The organism is Oleisolibacter albus, from assembly GCF_003336875.1.
Lineage (GTDB): Bacteria > Pseudomonadota > Alphaproteobacteria > Azospirillales > Azospirillaceae > Niveispirillum > Niveispirillum album.
Genome location: NZ_QGNJ01000019.1, coordinates 14,832 through 36,135 on the forward strand (window position 1 = coordinate 14,832; position 21,304 = coordinate 36,135).

Below are 21,304 nucleotides of genomic sequence, written 5' to 3' on the forward strand. Positions count from 1 at the left end.
CATCCGCGGGAACACGGCTGTGCCTCCGCCGTTGATGTCGCCATGAAAGACGATAGCGATATCGTGGCCGTTGCCCTGCAGTTGGTGAACGACCATGGAAGCGATGCCCCGACCATCAGCCGCAACCGCCTGGTTGAAGTGACGGCGGCGGGGAATGCGCGGGCCGCCCGCTTCTGGCGCGCCGTCCGGCACGCCTGTGAGCATCTGCTGACTCAGCGCGGCGAAACGGCGACGGCAGCGCCCCTCCGGCGGCCCTCCGCCACGCCCCTGCCCTGGCGCTGACCGGCGCCACCGCGACGGACGGGCAGGCTTGCGGCGCCCCGGGTCGGCCGGTCTCCACAAGCCTGCGGCTGGATGTCAGCGCACGGACGGCGACGCGACGGCGGCGGACTGGGCCACCTGCACAGCCTGGGCCGGCCGGTCGCAACGGGGCAGCAGGGAAACGCGGACGACATCCTCCGATGTCACCGCCCGCTTGACGTCGGCGACGCTCATGGCCAGCGCCTGCGGGACAATGGCCGCATGGCTTTCACAGAAGATCGGCGTTGTCAGCGCGATGGCCCGTTGCGACATCTCGTTGGCAAGCCGGGTGCGGAAGCTGTCGAATTCCTTGGTCGGGTTCTTGACGCCAGCGCGCTTGTACTGGCCGATCAGCGCCTTCTCCCACTCCTGAATCTGCATTTGGTGGTTGAGGGTGAACTGTTTGTACTGGGCGAAAAGGCTGGGCGTGCCCTTCTGGTCCATGGCCTGGCAGGTCAAGCCGACGACCATGAGTTCCGTATGCAGGCGAATGGCCTGTTCGGCCTCGAACTCGGCGGGCGTGTAGCAGGGCGCAGCCTTCGCCTTGGGAGGGGGCGCCTTCTTCTTGGCCGGCGCATCGGCGGCGAAGGCGGACGCGCAGAACAGCGCGAAAATCGCGGTGGCAGTGGCAAGGCGGGAACGCAGCATGGCGACCAATCCAAGATCAAGGGGTGGCGGAAAGCCCGGGGGTCTTCCGCTGGCGCAGTCTGCCCGATCCCGATCAGGCCCGGCAAGGGGCCGCACGGGGACCGGACCGGCGCCCCGGCGATGTCACGCCCGACCATGGCGTATCGGCAACGCTGAAGACCGGGAATCCATCCCAGGGTTCGTGGAAGGTCGTTTCAAAGGCCGGAACCGGCGGGTTCCAGGAGCACCAGCGGCTGCTTTCTGTTTTAAAATACCGACTCACTTGCATCGCGCAGTATGCTGTTGCTTTCTTTCCAGAAAATTATCCTGCTTTCAAAATCCAGTTTTGCTTTCGGATCGAGATACTCTGCCGACAACCATCCGCCTGCTTCGGCCCGACGCGCTTGGGGCAGCGCTGGAAAAATCGGGAAAATCCACGGATTCCGACGATTCCGGGAATTTATGGGCTGGCATTTCAAAGCCAATTCGCCCATATGTGAATGACTAATCCTGGATGGCTGACGGTCCAAGGCGCCCCCGCTTTACAAAAGCTGTGTGCTCAATAACCCGGCGATCCAAAAAACCTGTGTCTTCGCCGCATGACGCAAGAGCCTCTCTGGCAACCGAGTGACATCTTGACTGCCGAACCTGATGGTGATGCGGAAACCCCGAAACGTCGGGGCCGAATTCCGCAATCCGCTTGGCCTCGAATTCTCGAGCTGTACAAAGCGGGATCAACCCTGTCCGCAATCGCGCGTGAGTTCGACTGCACGCCGAGCGCGATCTCTTACATTGTCCGCAAGGCGGAGGCCTCTGGCCTGACCGCGGAAGGGGCGGGTCCCGCCCCTGCGGCCGACGTGGTGCAGCCGTCGCTGGACGTTGCCCCGCCGACGCCGCAGCCCGCGCCGGCACAGCCCGAGTCCGCGACTGCGACGCCGGACACCGTGCCGTCTGCCGACGCCGCGGAACCGGAACAGCGGGAGCCGCGGCGGCTGGAGCATCGGGGCGACGGTCCCCGCCAGCCCCGACCGGACATGCCTCCCCGTGAAGCGCGGGAACCTCGCGAGCCACGGGAACAGCGGGAACCGAGGGAGCCGCGCCAGCCCCAGGGGGAAGGACGCGCCCCGTTCCAGGATCGCCGGGGTGGAGATCGTCAAGGCCGCTTCCAGCAGGGGCAGCCGCGCCCGCAAGGGGAGCGGGGTGAAGACCGGCCCCAGGGCGGTCAGCGCTTCGAGCGCCAGGGCGATAGTCGGCGTGACCGCCCGGCCGACCAGCGGCCAGCTGAACCGCGTTTCGCCGACCAGCGCGGGCCGCGTCCGGATCGTGGCCCGGAACGTGGCTATGAGCGCGGACTGGAGATCGGCCCCCCGCCCCTGAGCGAGGCCGAATTGAACGGGCCGCCTGCGGATGTGGTCTATCCCTACCGTCAGCAGCGCAATGCCGCCCGGATGGAAGCGCAGGAGACGCCGACGCTTCCGGCCGATCAGCGCATGGAGGCTGCGGCCAAGAGCTGCGCCGAGGCCTATATGGCCTGGAAGGCCCAATCGGGTGAAGCCAACATGCTGGCCCTGAGCGACGCCTTGCACGAGATGCGCAAGGTGATGGCCCGTATGGAGATCGAGATGTCGTCCACCCGCAAGGAGGAGCAGCGGCCGATCCCGATCCCCGGCTATCGGCACAACCAGCCTCCGCCGCAGCAGCCGCGCGGCTGACGGCAACGACACGGGAAAAGCCCCGGCCTTCGGACGAGGCCGGGGCTTTTGCTTTATGACCCGCAGCCGCGCGACGCCCCACCCGGCTCAGAAACGCAGCAGCGCCGCCATCACCTGTCCGGGCGGCATGTCGGATACGTCCAGTTCAAAGACCCGGCCACCGGTGACCATCGTGTGGGCTGCTGCCAGGTCCAAAAGATCCTCGTCACCGGGGTGCCGCGCATGATGCAGGATGGCGGTCTGCTCCTTCGGCAGCCAGCGCCCCCAGCACGCACCGCCCTGCCGCAGCAAGAGTGTTTCGACACGACCCTGCAGAGCCGCCGCCACGATCTCGGCGGGATGCGTCGAGGCCGTTCCACCGCCGCCGCCCACCCCTTGACGCACACGGTCCAGAGCATCCCGGCGGGCCTGATCGAACCGGGGCCGCAGCACCTCACGGGCATGGCTGTGCAGTGTGGCCGGATCAAGACTGTCGGGCGGCACCGTGATCATGGGCTCCACCAGGACCGGGTAGCGACAGACGCGGCGGAAATGACCGGCAAGGCGCTCATCGGCCACGACGACCAGCGGAACACCCGATCCGCCGAGATACTGATCAAGGCAGGCGGCGATCTGCTTCAGATATTGGATCGCCTCATCGTTGGACACCTGCTTCTGGCTGCCGGCATCGGCATTGGCCGGAGCATCGGCGGCATTGGCCGTTACCGGCTTTCGGACTGTCCCGTCAGACCGCGTCTGGCCTTCTCCCCGCGCATCGGGACCACCACCAAACAGATTTTCCATGCCGCGGGGCAGATCCGCGAGCGCCACCGGCCGCAGTTCACCCCCGCCGCCTTCATAGATCGTCGCCTCTTTCAGGCTGATTGCAGCCACAACGAAACGGCTGTCGGCAGCCAGCGCAGGCAGCAAGGGACGGATCTGGAACCGGGGACCCACATGCCAGCTTTCGCCGACAGAAACCGGCAAATGGCGAACCAGCGTGGTCCCGGGAGCGATGAAAACGGCCAGTCCCTGCTGCTGGTGGCGCCAGAAAAGACCATCCTCCACCAGGGCATAACCGGGTCGGAGCAGCGCCTCCGCCTCCGGGCCGCGCAGGCCGCCATCGACCAGGGCCGCCTGGACCTTGCCCAGCAAATTCCTCAAGCGGATCGGATCCTGGCGGATTTCCCGTCCCGCCACATGTGTCGGCAGGAAAATTGAAACAGCCGGCCCGGTGATCTCGGCCAGGAGCGGTTGCAAGTGATCGTGGGCTGACATTCATGCCTCGCGGTGACTGGGTCCCTGCCCCCTGCCAACCACGCCTTACCCACGCGGTTCCCGATGAACGGGCATTTCCACCGGCGCCGTGGCCCGGCTTCCGCCGGCCCCGTCAGGCCACGAGGGCGGCACCGACAAAGAACCAGCCATAGATGGTCCCGAAAAGACCGGTGATGGCCAGAAAATCGCGGACATACGCAAGACGGGTCATGATGGCCTCCCCTGTGAGCGCGACGGCAAGCACCGGCCCGATCGGTTGGGCAGATCGGTGCATGCCTGGATCATCTCAGAACGGATGAAGAACATCAACAGAAATGTTCTCCATCCGTTCATGCCGATCCGCAACAGGCGAAGAACCCGGTTTACCGGGCCGCCTGTTGCCCCCCCGCCTCGAAGCGGCTCAGGAACGACCGGGTGATGATGGGGATCTGACTGTCGATCCAGCTGGCCATGGCCTCCTCCTCGCGCAGGCTCTCTTCGGCCAGACGTTGGATCTCGACCTCGCCGGCTGCCTGGGCCGTCTGAATCAGAACCTTGTAATTGACGATCTCCCACTGCTCGAGCGTGTAACTGGCCAGCAAGTCCTTGATCACCTCGTCGCTGGCGAAGATGTTCATCATGGCCTGCATGTTTGCCGACAGCTTCGCCCCCATGGTCTTCAGGGCCGAACTGTCAGTTCCGAGCCGGTGCAGTGCCGTTTCCAGCCGTTCGACCTGATGTTCGGTCTCATCCCGGTGCTGCCGCAGCCGGGCCGTGAAGTCGGGGTAGCTCTCCAGCCGTTCCAATTGCCGGTCGATCATGCTGATCGCCTGCTGCTCCATGGCATAGGCATCGCGCAGATAGTCGATCAGGGTGTCGCGGATCGCAGCCATCGTATGTCTCTCCACCAGTGCGGCCATGCCGGCCGTCCGGAGCAAGAACAGGCCGGAGGCGAAGGCTGTTGCACCGATGCCCCCTTCCTACCCCCGACGCCGTCCCCTGCCCCTTCCGGCGTACAAGGGTGCGCCGGCACCGGTCCGGCCTCAGGCCACGGCCAGAGCCGATGCACGCGCCAGATCGGCAACGAAGGCCGCATAGGCGTCGCGGCGACTCGTCTCGTCCGGCAGACGCAGCAGATGGGCCGGATGGACGGTGACGTAGCCGGGCCGGCCCGGTGAGAACCGGAACTCGCCCCGCTCTTGTGTCACCGCAATGGGGCGCCCGGCCAGGGCCAGGGCGGCCGACGCCCCCAGCGCCACCACCAGCCGCGGCTGGACCAGGGCCAGTTCCCGGTCCAGCCACCAGCGATACTGCTTCACCTCGCCGGCGGTCGGGCTGCGATGCAGCCGGCGCTTGCCGCGCTGCTCGCATTTGAAGTGTTTCACGGCATTGGTGAGATAGATCCGGGCGCGGTCGATCCCGGCTTCAGCCAGCGCGCGATCCAGCAATTGCCCCGCCGGCCCGACGAAGGGCCGTCCCTGCCGGTCCTCCTCGTCGCCCGGCTGCTCGCCCACCAGGGCCAGGGCCGGCTGCAGCGGCCCCTCGCCCAGAACGGCCCGGCCGCCGCCGGGCACCAGCGGTTCGGCCGCCGCGATGATGCGGTTCAACGCCTCCAGACTGTCCGGCGCCTGGGACAGGGCCGCGGCCACGGCCCGGTCGGGGCTGCGCTTGGCCGCGGCCGACGGCGGCTGCGCCACCATGGCCCGCACCCGCTCCGGGGCGGAACGGACCAGATCGGGGATCAGGGCCGCTTCCGGCAGGTTGCGCCAGTATTTGCGCGGCATCTCCGCCCGCATGGCCGTGGGATTGACCCGTGCCGGGTTGAAGCTGCTGGCATAATAGCCACGCCAGCCCTCCTCCACCGCATCCTGTTCCGGCACCTGCTCGCGCCGGCCGGGCGGGCCGATGTCCAGGCGGTGCCGGTCCCAGTGGAGCGAGCCGACCGGGGTCAGGATCGACCAGACCATGCCGCGGAACCGCTCAACGAAGAAATCGGCCACGGCCGCGACGATGTAATGTTCGGGTTCGAACCAGGCCAGATAGCGCTCCCCGCTCGCATCCTCCAGCCGGCGGAAGCGGACGAAGGCGTGCATCTTGTGGACATCGCGCCCGACCGATTGGGCCATGCGCCCCAACCGGTGGACCAGCGGGTCGCTCTGCACCTGCAACAGCGCTGCCTCTCCCCGCAGGACACGCCAGACCGCCTGATAGAGAAGGGCGTAGCGCTCGCGGTCGCGGTGGCAGACCACCTGCCGGATCAGGTCGGCCAGGGCACGCGGCAGGACCACCGGCGGCGCCCCGTTCCTTTCCCCGTCGTGAACCATCGCACCGAACAGGTCGGCGCCACCGGCCTGCCATGTCACGCCGTCCGGCGCGGCCCCGGCGGCCACCAACCGGCGCACGGCCTGACGGAATCCGTCGAGATCGGCGCCCGGTTGCAACACGATCTGGTGCTGCATCAGAACAGGCTCAGTTGCCGGGCCGGCGCCAGCAACCGCGCCCGCAGATCGGCCCGATCCGTCAGGGCCAAGGGCCGGTGGTCGGCGGTGATGAGGAAGGGGCGTGCCCGTTTCAGCCCGGCGGTCAGCCGGGCCACATCGTCCAGCCGCAGGGCCGTGTGCCGGCGGGCGGCGAGGATACGGTCCACCGCCCGCGCGCCCAGGCCCGGCACGCGCAGCAGCAGTTCGCGCTCGGCCCGGTTCACATCCACGGGGAACCGGTGCCGGTTCTTCAGGGCCCAGGCCAGCTTCGGATCGACCTCCAGATCCAGCATGCCGCCCTGACTGCCTTCGGCGATCTCTTCCACGCTGAACCCGTAATGGCGCAGCAGCCAATCCGCCTGGTACAGCCGGTGCTCGCGCTGCAAGGGCGGCGGCTTCAGCGGCAGCACGGCGCTGGCCTCGGGAATCGGGCTGAAGGCCGAATAATAGACGCGGCGCAGGGCATAGTGCCGGTAAAGCATGTCGCTGGTCCGCAAGAGTGCCGTATCGTTGCTGTCGTCGGCGCCGACGATGATCTGGGTGCTCTGCCCGCCGGGAGAGAAGCGGCGCCGCTCCTCCCTGGCCTCGGCGATGCGCTCGCGCATCTGGCCCATGGCAGCCGTGATGGTCCCGCCCTGTTTCTCCGGCGCCAACCGCTTCAGGCTGCGCTCGCTGGACAGTTCCAGATTGATGGACAGACGGTCGGCGAACAGGCCCGCCTGTTCGATCAGCCAGGGGCTGGCCTCGGGGATGGTCTTCAGATGGATGTAGCCGGCGAAGCCATGCTGCTGCCGCAACGTCTTCGCCACCCGCACCAGCTGCTCCATGGTGTGGTCGGGCGAGCGGATGATCCCGGAGGACAGGAACAGCCCTTCGATATAGTTGCGCCTGTAGAAGGCCAGCGTCAGCTGCACCACCTCCTCCACGCTGAAGCGCGCCCGCCGCACATTGGAGGAGCGGCGGTTGATGCAATAGGCGCAGTCGAACAGGCAGTAGTTCGTCAGCAGGATCTTCAGCAGCGACACGCAGCGGCCATCGGGCGTGTAGGCGTGGCAGATGCCGCTGCCGGTGGTCGAGCCGATGCCGTCCTTGCCCGCCGCCCGCTTGGCCCCGCCCGATGAGGCGCAGGAGGCGTCATATTTGGCGGCATCCGCCAGGATGCGTAGCTTGGCAAAGACCGTCTCGTCGCTCATGGCACACACCGGGACTGTTCACTTTATGTTCCGGTGAGTATGCACCGATCACGCCATTCGGCAAGGGGATGGTCAGCTGGCCGGATGCAGTTCGGCCGCCAGTGACAGCCAGGCCTTGGCAGCGTGGGAGAGATAGCCGCCTCGCCGCCAGATCAGGGCCATATTCCAATCCATGGATGGCTCGACCAGGGGCAGCGCCCGCACCGCCGGATGGCGTCGACGCTCGGCGATCAGCCGCGGCAGAAAGCCGACGCCCAGCCTGGCCGCCACCAGCTCCACCAGAAAATTGATCTGGCTGCTGCGGGCCGCGATGGTCGGGGTGAAGCCATTCCGCCGGCAGGCATCGAGGATAATGGGGTTGAGGGCGAATCCCGTCTCGAACAGGATGAAGGGCTGGTCGGCCAGGGCCGCCAGCGGCACCCGGTCCCGCGCGGCCAGCGGATGATCCGCCGCGATCAGCAGGTCGATGGGCTCACAGCGCACATCCTGCCAGTCGAACTCGTCGGCCACCGGCAGCAGCGAGGCGCCCAGATCCACCTCACCGCTGCGCACCAGCTCCTCCAGCCGCTTGCTGCCATGCTCCACCAGCTGGATGTCCACGCCGGGATAGCGGCTGCGATAGACGGCGAAGATGGGGGCGAACAGCACGTCGCTGCCGATGGGCGGCAGACCGATGCGCAGCACGCCACGTTTCAGCCCGCGCAGCTCGTCCAGTTCCACCACCAGATCGTCGCGTTCGGCCAGCATGGCCAGGGCGCGGCGATAGACGATCTCCCCGGCGGCGGTGAGCGTGCTGCGGTGACCGACCCGGTCCAGCAGCGGCAGCCCAAGCTCGTCCTCCAGCTGTTTCACCGCCTTGCTGACGGTGGACTGGGTGGCGAACACGGTCTTGGCCGCCTGGGAGAAGCCCCCCTGGCGAACAACCTCGACAAAGGCGCGCAGCGTCCTGAGTTCCATGAACATTCCATATACGACTAGTCATTAGTCGATCAATTCATTTTCGGCATGCTGCGCCGCGGCGCTATAGTCCTGCGACAAAGGTGCAGACATGATCCCTCGCAAACTCTCCATTCTCTCCCGTCAGCAGTTGCATCGCAGCCGGCTGCTGCAGATCGGCCTTCTGATCGGCTTCTGGCTTGCCGGCGATGCGCTGGTGCGCCTGACCGGCCTGCCGATCCCCGGCGGCATCGTCGGCCTGTTCCTGGTTGTGCTGCTGCTGGCCAGCGGGCGGTTGAGCCTGTTCAGCATGCGCCGCGGCGCCAACTGGTTCCTGGCGGAGATGCTGCTGTTCTTCATTCCCGCCGTGCCGGCCGTTCTGGACCACCGGGAATTCATCGGCCTGCTGGGGCTGAAGATCCTGGCCGTGATCCTGCTGGGCACGGTGGTGGTCATGGCGGTCACTGCCCTGACCGTTGATGTGGTCTGCCGTTGGAGTCTCCGCCGTGAGCCTGCCCTTGTGGAGTAACGCCGTCCTGTCCACGGTGCTGTGGTCGGCGGCGACCATTCTGCTCTATCTCATCGGCAAGCGTGTCTATCGGCGCTGGCCGCGCTGGTGGACCACACCGCTGGCCATCGCGCCGGTGCTGCTGATCGGCCTGACCCTGGCCTGCAACACCAGCTACCGCGACTATATCAGCGGTACCCACTGGCTGGTGGCGCTGTTGGGGCCGGCCACCGTGGCCTTCGCCATTCCCATCTACGAGCAGCGTGCCCTGATCCGCCGGCACTGGCCGGTGCTGGCCATCGGCTCCCTGGTCGGCAGCGGCACGGCCATGCTCTCGGCCTGGGGATTTGCCAGCCTCATCGGCCTGGATGAGACGCTGCGCCTCAGCCTGCTGCCGCGTTCCATCAGCACGCCCTTCGCCATGACCGTGTCCGGCGATATCGGCGGCGTGCCCGACCTCACGGCGGTGTTCGTGGTCTTCACCGGCGTCTTCGGCGCCGCCTTGGGCGAGGTGCTGCTGCGCTGGCTGCCGCTGCGCTCGGTCCTGGCCCGCGGCGCCCTGTTCGGCATGGGGGCCCACGGCGCCGGTGTGGCCAAGGCCCACCAGATCGGGCGGGAGGAAGGCTCCATCGCCGGTCTGGTCATGGTGATGGTCGGTCTGCTGAACGTGCTGGCGGCCCCCCTTCTGGCCCACCTGCTGCGCTGAACCGAGCCTGGACGAAGATGGGGGCGGGTCTTACGGCCCGCCCCCCGGATCGTTTCGCCGTCCGTCACTTCACCTCGGTGATCAGCGCCTCGCGCGGGCGGCGCACCTTCTTCAGGTTCACCAGCCAGTCATGGGCGGCATCACGATAGCCCAGCGGCAGGATCACGGCCGAGCGCAGACCGCGCGCCCGCAGGCCCAGGATTTCGTCCAGCTTGTCGGCATCGAACCCTTCCATGGGCGTGGCATCCACGCCCTCGAACGCAGCGGCGATGATGGCGGCGCCGAAGGCGATATAGGCCTGACGGGCGGCGTGCTGGAAGTTCACCTCCGGGTCGCGCTGCGGATAGGTGGACAGCAGCATCTTCCGGTAATTCTCCCACCCCTCGTTGGTGAAGCCGCGCTCGCTGTTCACCAGATCGAACATCATGTTGATGCGTTCGGGCGTGTAGGTGTCCCAGGCGGCGAAGACCAGCAGGTGCGATCCGTCGGTCACCTGCCCCTGGTTCCAGGCGATGGCCCTGATCCGCTCGCGGATCTCCGGGTTGGTGACGACAAGCACCTCGAAGGGCTGCAAGCCACTGGAGGTGGGGGCCAGCCGGACGGCCTCCAGGATGCGGTCCAGCTTGTCCTGCGGCACCATCTTGGCCGGATCCATCTTCTTCGTGGCGTAACGCCAGTTGAGCTTCTCGATCAACACGGAAAAACCTCGTCTCCAGGCCGGGACAGCATGTCCGGCGCCGCAGGCTCACCCCGCCACGTCCGGCATGGTACCGTTTTGTAACCTGGCTAAAATAGGGGCCGCCCGGCCGGCGGCAAGAAGGCATATTTTTGATACCCAGGCACAGAAAGGGAACCACCCATGGGCTGCCACTACCATGCCGCGGAGTGCAAGCGGGTCGGCGGCGTGCTCTCGCGCATCGGCGACAAATGGAGCGTGCTGGTCATCATCATGCTGGGCGGCCAGCCCCGCCGCTTCAACGAGCTGAAGCGGCTGATCGGCGGCATTTCACAACGCATGCTGACGCTGACCCTGCGCGGGCTTGAGCGGGACGGTCTGGTCAGCCGCACCGCCTATCCCACCATTCCGCCACGCGTGGACTATGCGCTGACGGATCTGGGCCGCTCGCTGCTGCTGCCGCTGGAGAGGCTGAGCACCTGGGCCGTCGGCAACCTGCCCCGGATCGAGGCGGCGCGGGCACAGTTCGACCGGCAGAACGCACCGGAAACGATGGCGGCGGCCGACACCTGAGCCGCCACCGTTACCGATACTGGGTCCGGGGATCGGACCAAGCGCCCGGCCCCACTGTTGAGCCCTGGCAGACGCCCCTTCCCAGGGGCACAGCCCCACACCACGGAGATGCTCCCGATGGCGGTTCGCAAATTTTCGATCACCGACGCCCACTTCGAACGATCCCCCGGGCAGAATGGCGAGATCTTCGCCGGCAATGTCGTCGATCAGCGTCACGGTGCGCCGATCACCATCGGCTATGGCCGCTATGGACCCGACCAGTCCCTTGAGGTGACATTGGAGGTGGACGACGTGATGCTGGTGCTGGAGGGTCAGCTGTCGGTCTCGAGTACGGCCGGCACCGTCATTGCCGGCCCGGGCGAGATCGTCCACATGCCCAAGGGCGAAATGGTGACCATCCGTTCCCATGCGAACGGAGCCGTGACCGCCTATGTCACCTATCCCCATTGGCAGACCCCGGATATCTGAACCGGCGCGCCGGCCGCTCGGACCGGTTGGATCCGTCCACGGCCGAGCAGAGGCCCGCCGAGAATTGCCCGACATCCATGCCGGCTTTCCAGCACGCTAAAATGAAAGCGCGGGGCCGACGGCTGTCCGGCCACGGACCCTGACCACCAGCCGTCATGGAAATACATGCCCGCCCTCAACACCTGATCCGGCCCCGCCGGACCCGACATACTCTGCACAGCTTGTTCGTTACTCTTCAAACCACCTGGAAATCTTCTTTTAATTGTGCTAGCAAGCCCCCGTATTAACCTCACGGTGGCACAACATGCTCTCACGACTTCTTCTGGTATTCGCAGCGCTGGTCGCTTTTGCCTTGCCGGCGCAGGCGCAGTTCGGGCGGACCCAACCGGTCTACAATGTGGAGGACGCTCCGATCGCTTCGGTGTCTGGCAAAAGCCTGAGCGCCGAAGAGGTCAAGTCCAGGATCATCCAGGCGGCCCAGGCTCGTGAATGGATCGTGCAGGAAGTCGGCCCAGGTCACCTGACCGCAACAGTCAGACCCCGGACACACGTCGCTGTTGTCGACATCCTCTATTCGCCTACGCTTTATTCCATCAAGTACAAGGACAGCACAAACCTGCTCTACGATGGGACCACCATCCACAGGAATTACAACAAGTGGGTTAAGCTTCTGGAAGCGGATATCAACGTCAAGCTGAATCAGCGCTGATTTCCCAAGAGAAATCCGCCTCCCACTGCCGGATCGCAGCTGGTGCCGTACCGCTCGATTCCTTGGTTTCATACACAGGAATCATCAAGGGCGAGCCTCCATCCAAGCCGGCCCCGGCGTACAGGGCCAAGGCCAGCATGTGGTGGGTGCCGAAAGCACCAGCAATCACGCGCCAAGGTCCGGCTGGCAGACCCGCCCCGCGTTGGATCGCGGGTCTGCCAGCCGCCAGGTCGACACCGGAAAGACTGTGGAATACGGTCAGGCCGACAGCCTTGGCGATCGCTTCCTTCATGACCCACCAGCACAAGGCCTGATGCTCTGCGGCGGTCGCCGGCAATCGGGCAAGCCGGTCGCATTCCATTGGCGTGTATGCCTGCCGAGCGACGCGCAGCGCCTTGCCTGCGTGGGATAGTGTCTCCAGATCGATACCGACATCTCCGCCGCTGCGGAGAGCCAGCACGATCCGGTCCCCGGTGTGGCTGAGATTGAATCCCAGCCCCGCTTGCACTGCCTGGCGGCATCGAGGCTTGCCGTATGGGCCCCGCTCCAGGTCCAAAGCCTCGGCGGACAGGCCCAGAGCTGTGGCCAGCCTGGTCCGCAGCAACCAATCCGCCGCGGCCGAGCGCTTCGACAGCACGTCGCCCGAACCATCAAGATATAGGTAATGCAGCTCGATTCCAGGGGCGCCTGCTCCCGCCATCTCAGGTCCAGCGCCGGAAGATCAGCGAACTGTTCACGCCGCCGAAGGCGAAGTTGTTGGACATGACGAGATCTGTATCGATGCCGCGGCCAGCGCCAGTGATATAGTCAAGGGGAGCACAACGCGGATCGAGATCGTCCAGATTGAGATTCGGAGCGAACCAGCCATTCCGCATCATCTGGATGGCAGCGACGGCCTCGATGGCACCACAGGCCCCCAGCGTGTGTCCCGTATAGCTTTTCAGCGAGCTGATCGGGATATGTCTGCCAAAGACATCCGCCGTTGCGTTGCTTTCCGCAATATCGCCCGCCTCTGTCGCTGTTCCGTGGGCATTGATATAACCGATGGCCTCGGGCGCCAGATTCGCATCGGCCAGAGCCAGCCGCAAACAGGTGGCCATCGTCTCCTGTGCCGGTTGGGTGACGTGCCGGCCATCGGAATTCGTGCCGAAACCGACGATCTCGGCCAGGATCCGCGCGCCGCGGGCCTGGGCATGTTCCAGTTCTTCCAGGACGAGCGTCGCCGCTCCCTCGCCAATCACCAACCCGTCGCGGTTGCGGTCAAAGGGGCGCGGGGTCGCCCCGATGTCGTCATTGCGCTCGCTGGTGGCATAGAGCGTTTCGAACACGGCGGCCTGGCTCGGACTGATCTCCTCCGCCCCGCCAGCCAGGATCACATCCTGCAGCCCCCGCTGAATCGACTCGTAGGCATAGCCAATGGACAGGCTGCCCGAGGTACAGGCACTGGAACTGGGGATAATGCGCCCAGTCATGCCGAAGAAGATCCCGATACTCACCGCCGTCGTGTGCGGCATCATACGCACGTAGGTATTGGCGCGCATGCTGCCGGTCCGGTGATTGATCAGCATCTCACCGAACTCGATGATCGACGGCGGCGAGCCGGATGACGAGCCATAGGCGACCCCTGCCCGCCCCCCAGTCAACACCGGATTGCCGAGCAGGCCAGCATCGGCAAGCGCCAGTTCGCTGGCGTAAGTGGCCAACAGGCTCACACGCCCCATGCCACGGGTACGCTGGCGGTTGTAATGCGCCGGCAATGGAAACTCGGGGACCACCGCCGCCAGCCGGCAGCGCAGCCCTTCATAGATTTCCCAGCCCGCCATATAAGACACGCCGTTGCGCAGGGAGCGCAGATGCGCCTCGATAGACGGCCAGTCATTGCCGACAGGCGTCAGCGCTCCCAATCCAGTTACGACCACGCGCCGCATCAGAACATTCCACCATTCACGGAAATCGTTTGCCGGGTGATGTACCCGGCCTCGTCGGAAAAGAGGAAACCGACAAGCGCCGCCACGTCGGTCGCCGTTCCCATCCGCTGCATGGGGATCAGGTCCGCCAGACGAGTCTTGTCCATCTCCGCCGTCATATCGGTATCGATCACGCCGGGCGCCACACAGTTGACGGTAATCCGGCGGCTTGCAAGTTCCACGGCCAGGGCCTTGGTCGCACCGATCAGCCCGGCTTTGGCCGCGCTGTAATTCACCTGCCCCCTGTTCCCCATGACACCGGCCACAGAGGAAAGGACCACGATACGACCACCGCTCCGGCGCCGCACCATCGGCATGGTCAGCGGATGGACGACATTGAAGAAACCATCGAGATTGGTGCGGATCACCTCGTCCCATTCCTCTCCGGTCAAGGCCGGAAAGGCGTTATCCCGGTGGACTCCAGCATTGCAGACGATCCCGTAATAGGCGCCGTTGGCATCCACATCGGCCGACAGCGTCGCGGCCGCTGCGGCCCGGTCTGCAACGTCGAAGACCTGCAACCGCGCCGTCCCGCCGGCCGCCTCGATTTCGGCGACCACGTCCTCTGCCTGTCCACGCTGGCTGCGGCAATGCACCGTAACATCGAAACCATCCCGCGCCAGCCGCAGGGCGATGGCCCGGCCAATACCGCGGCTGGATCCGGTTACGAGCACACGACGCGTCATGGCAGATCTTCCTCGAAAAAGGCTTTCCGATCACTCGGGACAAAGACGTTCAGCCGGCATTCCGCCCAGACGGAATGCCCCTCGATTCGGCAGTGGAACACACCGGCCGGCCCGTCCAGCAGTTCCTGCTCCACCCGGACGGTGAGCAGATCGCCCAACGGGAACCAGGGTGACGAGGCGGTGAACCGCCGGGTTCCAACCAGCAGGCCGAGAGAAATCGGCTTGCGTTCGAGTTGACTGCGAATGCCGTCATACATGGCCACGGTCTGGGCCATGTACTCGATTCCGACCCAGGACGGGACTCCACGGCCGATCTCATAGAACAGGGAATCCTCGGCGATGCGCACTTCTGCTTCGGCCCAGCCATCGCCATAGCAACGGGCACGATCCAGCAGCAGCATCGTCCGGGCATGTGGCAGCAACATGTCCACGGGCCAGGGGATATGCCGGCCCGCCTGTGGGACAACCTCCTCCATCAGAGCCTCCCCAGCACAAGGCTGATATTGTTGCCGCCAAAGGCACAGGCATTGACCATCACGACCCCCTGCCCCTTCCGACGCAATGTCTCGCCCCGACGAACAAGCGTGGCGCTGAGCAAACCGGGATCGACGTCGCCGTCCCAGAGATGGGGGGGCAGGAGGCCATCGACATTTTCATCCGACAAGGTCAACCAGCTGGCCGCAGCACCCAGGGCGCCGGCCGCGCCGAGCGTATGGCCCAGCTGTGGCTTTGATGAACTGCAGGGCACACCTTGGGGGAATATCCGCTGCATGGCGCGGCTCTCCATATGATCGTTCTGTAGCGTCCCGGTGCCATGGAGATGGACATAGTCCACGGCCGTCGCCTCCAGGCCGGCTTGGCGCAGCGCCTGCCCCATGGCGGCCGCGATCCCCCGCCCGTCAGGATCGGGAGCCGTCATGGAATAGGCGTCGGAGGTACTGCCTGTGCCAAGCAGAGCCACGGCGGCGGGCTCCCGTCGCATCAGGAACAACGCCGCCCCCTCGCCCAGGCTGGTACCATCCCGGTTTCGACTGAACGGATTGCAGATCCGGCGGGATAGAACGGACAGCGCATCGAAGCCGTTCATCGTCAGTCGGCAGAGCGTGTCCACCCCGCCGGCCAGCACCACGTCGGCCAGTCCGGTCAACAGCAGGCGGCGCCCCGCCGCCAGGGCCTGGGCCCCGGAACTGCAGGCCGTGGAGATGGTATAGGCCGGACCGGCAAGCCCCAATTGCCGGGCCGCCACCTCTGCCACGCTGCCCATCTCCTGCCGTCGGATATCATAGGCGGGTGGCAGATCGCCTTGCCGCAGCAGATGGGCAATGGCCGCTTCGCCCTCGGCAATACCAGAAGTGCTGGACCCCAGAACCACAGCGACGCGCTCCGGTCCGACCTCGGCCACCGCCGCGTCGATCTCAGCCTGGATTTCCTGGATCACAAGCGTCATCAGCCGGCTGTTGCGGCTGGAAAAGCAATCCAGGGTCTGAGGAAGGTCCGGCAGATCCCCGGAAACGACGCCGGCCGGGATCGGCAGGTTGCTGATCATAAGATCGGGCCGCGGCACCATCCCGCCTTGCTCGCCTTGAAACAGCCCGGCGGCAACGTGTGCCTTCCCCCGTCCGACCGCGCATGCGACGCCAAGGGCGTGAAGATAAACCGGCCGCGCTGTCACGACGAGGCTCCCATGACTTTTGTCCGGATGCGGAGTTGATAGGCGGGATGGACGCGGTTCACTATCAGGTCTGCCGTCGGAGTTCCCGTCCTATCTGCCGGGGGCAAGGACGTCTCGGCCAGCAGGGTGCCATCGCGATCAAACAGGCGACGCCCACCGGTTTCGGTCCGCACCAATTCCAAGCCCTGACGGGCGAAGGCAGCTCGGAGACTTGCGTCCGGCCAGAACGCCAACTGGAAGTCGGCCAACACGTGACGCGGGTCCACCGGCAGAGATTTTCCTCCCGGCACCACCACCTCAACGGTATGACCATCATGCGTGAGCGTGAACAGCGGCAGTCCCAAGGGGCTGAGGCCGGTCATCCGCAGCGTTGTCCCGGATAACTCGACCTGGAAGCGCAGAGACCGCGTCTGGTCCTGGAAAGTGCCCGTCACCAGTTGATCGAGCACCACAGGGGCACCGAAATCTGCGGGCGCCAGATCCAGGAGCAGCGGCTCCTGCGCCGCAGGAGCCTGCCCCCCCCCCCGCACACCGGAACAGGCCGCAAGCCCGGTCAGCACCAAGACCGGCAAAAGGCGAAAAACAGGACGCATCACGCAGCCCTGGCCAGTTCCGCGATCGCGGCCAGGCGGGGGCCGGGACGGGCGACCAATGGATTGTCCTCATCCCAGGCGTACCCCGCCAGCACGGCACAGATCATCTGACGGATTTTTGGTTCCGCGCGGCCGGCGTGGAAAATGATGTCCTGCAGATCGCCTGTGTACCATGCCTCGACAAAATGGCGGAATGTCTCGATTCCCCTGGCCAGCGGAGCGGCAAAAGCCGTCTGCCAGTCGACCGTCTCTCCCCGCAGATGGCGGTCCAGAGCCGCCGCGGCCAGAAACGAGGATTTCAGGGCGATGGTCACGCCCGAGGAAAAGATCGGGTCCAGAAACTCTCCGGCATTGCCCAGCAGGGCAAAGCCTCCGCCCCAAAGCCTGGACACCTTGGCGGAGTATCCAGTCAACCGGCGGATGGGAAGTGGCCACTCCGCACCGGCAAGCAACCGGGACAGGTTGGGCACGCTGGAGACCCAATAACGGAGCTTGGCCGCATCCTCGCCGCCGGGGACCCCTTGCACCAATTCTGCTTCGCCAACGACCCCGAGTGAGCAGGTTCCATCGGCAAACGGGATCAGCCAGAACCAGACATCCCGGTGCTGGGGGTGAACTGTAATCAGGATTTTGTCACGGTCGAAATTCCGATCGTCGATATGATCGACCACATGGGTGAACAATGCCTGGCGCACGGGCCAATCGGATGGCCGGTCCAGATCAAGGAGCTTCGGCAACACCCGGCCGAAGCCACTGGCATCCAGGCAGAAGCGGGCCCTGACCACCCCGCTCCCCTCCTGCCCTTCAAAGCCCAGGGCCACACCGTCGGCCGTTTCCGTAAAGCTGGTAATCGTCTGCCCGTAACGGATGTCGGCCCCCTGGCGTGCCGCCTCATCCGCGAGGATCTTGTCAAAATGAGCCCGTTTGACCTGATAGGTCGTCGCCCACCCCGACGACAGCTTGTCCGAGAAGTCGAAGGCGAAATACCGGCCATCGGCTTCAAACGCCGCGCCATTCTTGTGCTGGAAGCCGGCCTGCTGCACGGCCGGCAGCATCCCTGCTTCTTCAAGATAGGCCATGGACTGCGGCAGCAGACTCTCCCCGATGGAGAAGCGTGGAAAGCTCTCCCGCTCCAGCACCGTGACGCGATGGCCATATCGGATCAGCAATGCCGCTGCGACGGCGCCGGCCGGACCAGCCCCGATGATTGCCACATCCGTCTTCAACTCATTGGACATGCCGAGTCTCCGTATGCTTGTCGCGCAGAAATGCGGTCCGGCGCGCCAGAGGTGATGCCAGGAAGGACGAAATAATGCCAATCGCCACCGTCTGGCCGAAGGCACTGATGGCGGCCGTAGCGGAGAGGCCGAGCAAGCCGAAGGACAGCAGAGTGCTGATCACCGATGTCGCGATTGCGACCAGCGTCCCTCGATCCGCTCCCTCTGATTCACGGAAGAACAGGCCGTAATCGACCCCCATGCCCAGCACGAGAAGCAGTGCCATGGCATGGAACAAACTGAATCCGATGCCCAGCAAGCCGAAGGCGCCCAGGCAGACAAGAGCGGCAATACAGGGGACGGCCATGACCTGCGCCCCACCCAGCGCGCCATACCGATGGCAGAGCAAGAGGGCGACACAGAGATAGGAGCCCAGGATCAGCCACACCGCCCGAACGCGATAACGCGCAAACATGGCCGACGCATCGGCGGCCGGGTCAACCAGTTCGACACCGTCCGGCAGAGACACTTCTGAGAAGAGATCCTTTTTCTTCAAACCCCGCAGTAGGACCGCTGAAGCGACCCAACCCGCATCGCTGCTGGAGGGACCAAGCCATAGATGGCGATAGGGCGCCGATGCCGCATCCGCCAGCCAGGACTGCAAGGTGAAGGGTTCGGCTTCGGCCAGCGCCTGCTCGTAGGAGTGCAGCAGAGACGGATCCAGGCCGATACGGGCCGTGATTCGGCTCAGCGCGCCATCCGGACCGACAGCGGCACGCCGCAACAGGGCGATGGATTGATCTTGCCGTTCCGGCGATGGCACAAGGCTGGACAAGGCCTGATAGCCGGCGATGTCCCCCGACCTTTGGAGCGGATCCAGCAGATCCCGCAGCCGTTCCTCCCGCTGCAACACCTCCCCGGCATTTCGCCCGCGGACCAGCAGGAAAACACCCTCTCCGGCATCCCCCAACGCGCGACGCGCCGCCGTCTCATCCGAGACGACAGCCTTGTCCCGGGCCTGGAACTGGCGGACATCGTCATTGCTGTGGAGACGGAGCGCGGCAGCAGTGGAGGCCAGCGCAATCAGAACCAACGCCACAGGAGCAGCGCGCCGGGTTGCAGGACGATCCCAGAACGCCAGCCAACGATCAGCGGCTTTGGCAACCACGCCACCGGCGCGTCCCGCGCGACGGGTGAACAGCGGATACCACCACAGCGTCGTGAGAAAAGCGGCCGTCAACCCGACCATGGAGAAGATGGCAATCTGGATCAGGCCGGGGAAACCGGAAAGGATCAAGCCCATGAAACCGAGCAGGGTGGTCAGTAGCCCCAAAGTCAAACTGGGCAGCACGTGCCGCATCGCTTCGTCCGGGCACCATTCCCCTCCCGGATCGAAACGGGTGGCGAAGAAATGAAAGGTAAAATCTTCCGCCGTACCAACCAAACTGACCGCGAACACGACAGTGAACAGGTGAACGCTGCCAAAAAGCCAGAGTGTGGCAGCAAATCCAACCAGTGTGCCCACGCCGATGGCCACCAGGCTGAAAATCAGGGGCCGAGCCGAACGGAAGGTCAGAATCAGAAGACCAACAACGGCGAGAAGAGAGGCGGTGCCGATGACCGAGACCTCTTCGCGGGCACTTGCGGTCCCTGCCGCCGCATGGGGGAGGACACCGGCGATGTGCAACCTCATGGCCGGGCTTCTGGTGGCCAGGGCCTGTCTGACCGCTTGCAACTGCGGCATCAGACTGTCCTGGTAGGGCACAGAGAAGGGGGACCGCGTAAGGTCGAACTGGAGCGGCACGAAGGCCTCGCCCCCCTGTATGAGCACAGGCTGGCCGTCGACAAGCATCCACTCCACGCCGGCTGGCGGCCGGTTCACCGACTGGAGGAAATCAGTGACCAGCAGCAACGGGTCCTGCCGGATCAGGGTGGAACTGGCCAGCGATCCCGGCAGGTAATATCGGCGAACGATTGCCGCCTCAAGCGCGCCTGCCGGATCGTCGCCCGACAGGCGTTGGCGTAGTCTTTCGCTGACCAGACCGAACGGCGCCTGCCGGTAGAAAGTGGCCAGGGCCTGAGCGGCCGCGATGTCCAGACTGGGCGCCGCCGTCAACAGACCAGAAGCCAACAGGCTGTCCCGCACTTCGCGGCTGGCAGTCGCAGCGTGAGCCGGATCAACCGCCCCTCCGACCACGACCAGCAGACGGCGTTCCAGCCGTTCCTGGGCCAGCGAGGCCGATGCTTCCGATACCGGGTCACGCTCCGTCGCGGGGAGAAGTGCCGTCAACTCGCCGTTGAGGACATCACCCGCCGCCAGACGGAGCACAATCCAGACTCCCAGCACCAGCACGAGGGCGGCCCAGCCCACTCCGGCCAGGGTGCCATATCGGGTGTATTGGTCCTTACTCACCGAACTGCGCCCGCTCCGCTGCGGCCAGACCGGCAGGATCGATAGCCTGGGCGCTGAAGCTGATGGTCGTCTGGTCGCCAGACGCCTCTTCGATCCGGACCGTATCGATCTCGGTCGCCCCCGTCACCTCAACGATGCGGATCGCTTTGGCGAAAGTCGGGTCGCGGGGGCTGAGTTTGAGCGTCCAGCGGCCAGTCTGCTGTATCAGTTCCGCCTCGAACATATCGGTGAAGCGGCTTAAATTTCCTGTCGGCAGGTCAAGAAACAACGGCAGAAAAGCCCGGAAGACGGGCTGTGCCATGGCCGGCATCTCTTGCGCAGGCATCCCCTCTTCCTGTTCCGTCACCCGCCCAGGCGTGATCGCGACCGTGACGGCGAACGGATCGTCAAGAATCCAGAGAATGCCAACACCAGGCGCGACAATCAGACGTCCGGCGGAGACCAGCGGTTGGCTCATCGCCTGCGCCATCCGCACCTGGTGGAAGCGGGCGCGCAGAACACCGTCGTGAACCGGCGCCGGCAGCGCGCGCAAGGCAGCCTCGCCGTGCAGGATCTCCGCCTGGGTCGCCGCACCGGCCGACAAGGGGGCGAGCACAGACAGGAAGAGCAGGATACCGGCCAGTTTCATCATC

The 21,304-nt window shown here is 65.4% G+C and carries 25 protein-coding genes; 9 read left to right on the forward strand and 16 right to left on the reverse strand.

Features of this window, described 5'->3' with window-relative positions:
- Positions 1–42: 42 nt before the first annotated feature.
- Complete coding sequence (locus tag DK368_RS19155; RefSeq protein WP_155524639.1) at positions 43–282, forward strand: hypothetical protein; 240 nt, start codon at positions 43–45, stop codon at positions 280–282.
- 75 nt (positions 283–357) lie between these two features.
- On the opposite strand, the gene DK368_RS19160 is transcribed toward DK368_RS19155, so the two are convergent.
- Entirely contained in the window at positions 358–948 is a 591-nt protein-coding gene (locus DK368_RS19160) for a hypothetical protein (RefSeq protein ID WP_155524640.1), read from the reverse strand.
- A gap of 23 nt (positions 949–971) precedes the next feature.
- On the opposite strand from DK368_RS19160, the gene DK368_RS21520 reads away from it, so the two are divergent.
- Together DK368_RS21520 and DK368_RS21525 are read left to right on the forward strand one after the other, a co-directional pair.
- The gene (locus DK368_RS21520; RefSeq protein WP_155524641.1) at positions 972–1,427 is read left to right on the forward strand and encodes a hypothetical protein; all 456 of its coding nucleotides are present in this window, start codon (positions 972–974) and stop codon (positions 1,425–1,427) included.
- A gap of 444 nt (positions 1,428–1,871) precedes the next feature.
- Positions 1,872–2,639: a hypothetical protein gene (locus DK368_RS21525; RefSeq protein ID WP_155524642.1), complete on the forward strand. Its 768-nt coding sequence runs from the start codon at positions 1,872–1,874 to the stop codon at positions 2,637–2,639.
- 87 nt (positions 2,640–2,726) lie between these two features.
- Here the strand turns inward: DK368_RS21525 and DK368_RS19170 are convergent, their stop codons facing one another.
- Complete coding sequence (locus DK368_RS19170; RefSeq protein ID WP_162306105.1) at positions 2,727–3,548, reverse strand: baeRF3 domain-containing protein; 822 nt, start codon at positions 3,546–3,548, stop codon at positions 2,727–2,729.
- Between the two features lie 27 nt (positions 3,549–3,575).
- Between DK368_RS19170 and DK368_RS21685 the strand changes: the two genes are divergently transcribed.
- A complete protein-coding gene (locus DK368_RS21685; RefSeq protein WP_162306106.1) occupies positions 3,576–3,839 on the forward strand; it encodes a hypothetical protein in 264 nt (87 codons plus the stop codon).
- 419 nt (positions 3,840–4,258) lie between these two features.
- Here DK368_RS21685 and DK368_RS19175 read toward each other — a convergent pair whose 3' ends face one another.
- The 4 genes from DK368_RS19175 to DK368_RS19190 all read right to left on the reverse strand — a co-directional run bounded on the left by DK368_RS19175 (position 4,259) and on the right by DK368_RS19190 (position 8,505).
- The gene (locus tag DK368_RS19175) at positions 4,259–4,768 is read right to left on the reverse strand and encodes a ferritin-like domain-containing protein (protein ID WP_114395594.1); all 510 of its coding nucleotides are present in this window, start codon (positions 4,766–4,768) and stop codon (positions 4,259–4,261) included.
- A 150-nt stretch (positions 4,769–4,918) separates the two neighbouring features.
- The gene (locus DK368_RS19180) at positions 4,919–6,334 is read right to left on the reverse strand and encodes a UdgX family uracil-DNA binding protein (protein ID WP_114395595.1); all 1,416 of its coding nucleotides are present in this window, start codon (positions 6,332–6,334) and stop codon (positions 4,919–4,921) included.
- A complete protein-coding gene (locus tag DK368_RS19185) occupies positions 6,334–7,548 on the reverse strand; it encodes a putative DNA modification/repair radical SAM protein (protein WP_114395596.1) in 1,215 nt (404 codons plus the stop codon). The genes DK368_RS19180 and DK368_RS19185 overlap by 1 nt, the downstream gene beginning before the upstream one ends.
- Positions 7,549–7,620: 72 nt before the next feature.
- Positions 7,621–8,505: a LysR family transcriptional regulator gene (locus DK368_RS19190; protein WP_114395642.1), complete on the reverse strand. Its 885-nt coding sequence runs from the start codon at positions 8,503–8,505 to the stop codon at positions 7,621–7,623.
- Between the two features lie 91 nt (positions 8,506–8,596).
- On the opposite strand from DK368_RS19190, the gene DK368_RS19195 reads away from it, so the two are divergent.
- Both DK368_RS19195 and DK368_RS19200 read left to right on the forward strand, forming a co-directional pair.
- Positions 8,597–9,013 (forward strand): CidA/LrgA family protein, encoded by a 417-nt coding sequence (locus tag DK368_RS19195; protein WP_114395597.1) that lies wholly within the window; start codon positions 8,597–8,599, stop codon positions 9,011–9,013.
- Positions 8,991–9,698 carry an LrgB family protein gene (locus DK368_RS19200; RefSeq protein WP_240002581.1) on the forward strand — a complete coding sequence of 236 codons (708 nt, stop codon included), beginning with the start codon at positions 8,991–8,993 and terminating at the stop codon, positions 9,696–9,698. The genes DK368_RS19195 and DK368_RS19200 overlap by 23 nt, the downstream gene beginning before the upstream one ends.
- A gap of 64 nt (positions 9,699–9,762) precedes the next feature.
- Here DK368_RS19200 and DK368_RS19205 read toward each other — a convergent pair whose 3' ends face one another.
- Positions 9,763–10,395 carry a nitroreductase family protein gene (locus tag DK368_RS19205; RefSeq protein ID WP_114395599.1) on the reverse strand — a complete coding sequence of 211 codons (633 nt, stop codon included), beginning with the start codon at positions 10,393–10,395 and terminating at the stop codon, positions 9,763–9,765.
- Positions 10,396–10,557: 162 nt separating this feature from the next.
- Between DK368_RS19205 and DK368_RS19210 the strand changes: the two genes are divergently transcribed.
- The 3 genes from DK368_RS19210 (at position 10,558) to DK368_RS19220 (ending at position 12,124) form a co-directional block, all read left to right on the forward strand.
- Positions 10,558–10,947, forward strand: coding sequence for a winged helix-turn-helix transcriptional regulator (locus DK368_RS19210; protein ID WP_114395600.1), 390 nt, complete (start codon positions 10,558–10,560; stop codon positions 10,945–10,947).
- A gap of 117 nt (positions 10,948–11,064) precedes the next feature.
- Complete coding sequence (locus tag DK368_RS19215; RefSeq protein ID WP_114395601.1) at positions 11,065–11,415, forward strand: ethanolamine utilization protein; 351 nt, start codon at positions 11,065–11,067, stop codon at positions 11,413–11,415.
- Between the two features lie 304 nt (positions 11,416–11,719).
- Positions 11,720–12,124 carry a hypothetical protein gene (locus DK368_RS19220; protein ID WP_205028297.1) on the forward strand — a complete coding sequence of 135 codons (405 nt, stop codon included), beginning with the start codon at positions 11,720–11,722 and terminating at the stop codon, positions 12,122–12,124.
- Here the strand turns inward: DK368_RS19220 and DK368_RS19225 are convergent.
- The 9 genes from DK368_RS19225 to DK368_RS19265 are packed head-to-tail and all read right to left on the reverse strand — an operon-like array spanning position 12,105 to position 21,303.
- Complete coding sequence (locus tag DK368_RS19225; protein WP_114395602.1) at positions 12,105–12,824, reverse strand: 4'-phosphopantetheinyl transferase family protein; 720 nt, start codon at positions 12,822–12,824, stop codon at positions 12,105–12,107. The genes DK368_RS19220 and DK368_RS19225 overlap by 20 nt on opposite strands.
- Before the next feature lies 1 nt (position 12,825).
- A complete protein-coding gene (locus tag DK368_RS19230; protein WP_114395603.1) occupies positions 12,826–14,052 on the reverse strand; it encodes a beta-ketoacyl-ACP synthase in 1,227 nt (408 codons plus the stop codon).
- A complete protein-coding gene (fabG, locus tag DK368_RS19235) occupies positions 14,052–14,777 on the reverse strand; it encodes a 3-oxoacyl-ACP reductase FabG (protein ID WP_114395604.1) in 726 nt (241 codons plus the stop codon). The genes DK368_RS19230 and fabG overlap by 1 nt, the downstream gene beginning before the upstream one ends.
- Positions 14,774–15,253 (reverse strand): hotdog family protein, encoded by a 480-nt coding sequence (locus DK368_RS19240; protein WP_114395605.1) that lies wholly within the window; start codon positions 15,251–15,253, stop codon positions 14,774–14,776. The genes fabG and DK368_RS19240 overlap by 4 nt, the downstream gene beginning before the upstream one ends.
- Positions 15,253–16,449, reverse strand: a complete 1,197-nt coding sequence (locus tag DK368_RS19245; protein ID WP_114395606.1) for a beta-ketoacyl-ACP synthase — start codon at positions 16,447–16,449, stop codon at positions 15,253–15,255. Before DK368_RS19245 ends, DK368_RS19240 begins: the two co-directional genes overlap by 1 nt.
- Positions 16,446–17,042, reverse strand: a complete 597-nt coding sequence (locus tag DK368_RS19250; protein ID WP_114395607.1) for a DUF3261 domain-containing protein — start codon at positions 17,040–17,042, stop codon at positions 16,446–16,448. Before DK368_RS19250 ends, DK368_RS19245 begins: the two co-directional genes overlap by 4 nt.
- Positions 17,042–18,280 carry an NAD(P)/FAD-dependent oxidoreductase gene (locus DK368_RS19255; protein WP_114395608.1) on the reverse strand — a complete coding sequence of 413 codons (1,239 nt, stop codon included), beginning with the start codon at positions 18,278–18,280 and terminating at the stop codon, positions 17,042–17,044. The genes DK368_RS19250 and DK368_RS19255 overlap by 1 nt, the downstream gene beginning before the upstream one ends.
- A complete protein-coding gene (locus DK368_RS19260; protein WP_155524644.1) occupies positions 18,270–20,672 on the reverse strand; it encodes an MMPL family transporter in 2,403 nt (800 codons plus the stop codon). Before DK368_RS19260 ends, DK368_RS19255 begins: the two co-directional genes overlap by 11 nt.
- Positions 20,665–21,303: a LolA family protein gene (locus DK368_RS19265; protein ID WP_114395610.1), complete on the reverse strand. Its 639-nt coding sequence runs from the start codon at positions 21,301–21,303 to the stop codon at positions 20,665–20,667. Before DK368_RS19265 ends, DK368_RS19260 begins: the two co-directional genes overlap by 8 nt.
- Position 21,304: the final 1 nt, after the last annotated feature.

Excerpts from the sequence above, each read along its gene's own strand:
- DK368_RS19155 (WP_155524639.1), top strand. The coding sequence starts at position 43 with ATGAAAGACGATAGCGATATCGTGGCCGTTGCCCTGCAGTTGGTGAAC.
- DK368_RS19160 (WP_155524640.1), bottom strand. The coding sequence starts at position 948 with ATGCTGCGTTCCCGCCTTGCCACTGCCACCGCGATTTTCGCGCTGTTC.
- DK368_RS21685 (WP_162306106.1), top strand. The coding sequence starts at position 3,576 with ATGCCAGCTTTCGCCGACAGAAACCGGCAAATGGCGAACCAGCGTGGT.
- DK368_RS19175 (WP_114395594.1), bottom strand. The coding sequence starts at position 4,768 with ATGGCTGCGATCCGCGACACCCTGATCGACTATCTGCGCGATGCCTAT.
- DK368_RS19180 (WP_114395595.1), bottom strand. The coding sequence starts at position 6,334 with ATGCAGCACCAGATCGTGTTGCAACCGGGCGCCGATCTCGACGGATTC.
- DK368_RS19185 (WP_114395596.1), bottom strand. The coding sequence starts at position 7,548 with ATGAGCGACGAGACGGTCTTTGCCAAGCTACGCATCCTGGCGGATGCC.
- DK368_RS19190 (WP_114395642.1), bottom strand. The coding sequence starts at position 8,505 with ATGGAACTCAGGACGCTGCGCGCCTTTGTCGAGGTTGTTCGCCAGGGG.
- DK368_RS19195 (WP_114395597.1), top strand. The coding sequence starts at position 8,597 with ATGATCCCTCGCAAACTCTCCATTCTCTCCCGTCAGCAGTTGCATCGC.
- DK368_RS19210 (WP_114395600.1), top strand. The coding sequence starts at position 10,558 with ATGGGCTGCCACTACCATGCCGCGGAGTGCAAGCGGGTCGGCGGCGTG.
- DK368_RS19215 (WP_114395601.1), top strand. The coding sequence starts at position 11,065 with ATGGCGGTTCGCAAATTTTCGATCACCGACGCCCACTTCGAACGATCC.
- DK368_RS19220 (WP_205028297.1), top strand. The coding sequence starts at position 11,720 with ATGCTCTCACGACTTCTTCTGGTATTCGCAGCGCTGGTCGCTTTTGCC.
- DK368_RS19225 (WP_114395602.1), bottom strand. The coding sequence starts at position 12,824 with ATGGCGGGAGCAGGCGCCCCTGGAATCGAGCTGCATTACCTATATCTT.
- DK368_RS19230 (WP_114395603.1), bottom strand. The coding sequence starts at position 14,052 with ATGCGGCGCGTGGTCGTAACTGGATTGGGAGCGCTGACGCCTGTCGGC.
- fabG (WP_114395604.1), bottom strand. The coding sequence starts at position 14,777 with ATGACGCGTCGTGTGCTCGTAACCGGATCCAGCCGCGGTATTGGCCGG.
- DK368_RS19240 (WP_114395605.1), bottom strand. The coding sequence starts at position 15,253 with ATGGAGGAGGTTGTCCCACAGGCGGGCCGGCATATCCCCTGGCCCGTG.
- DK368_RS19250 (WP_114395607.1), bottom strand. The coding sequence starts at position 17,042 with ATGCGTCCTGTTTTTCGCCTTTTGCCGGTCTTGGTGCTGACCGGGCTT.
- DK368_RS19255 (WP_114395608.1), bottom strand. The coding sequence starts at position 18,280 with ATGTCCAATGAGTTGAAGACGGATGTGGCAATCATCGGGGCTGGTCCG.
- DK368_RS19265 (WP_114395610.1), bottom strand. The coding sequence starts at position 21,303 with ATGATGAAACTGGCCGGTATCCTGCTCTTCCTGTCTGTGCTCGCCCCC.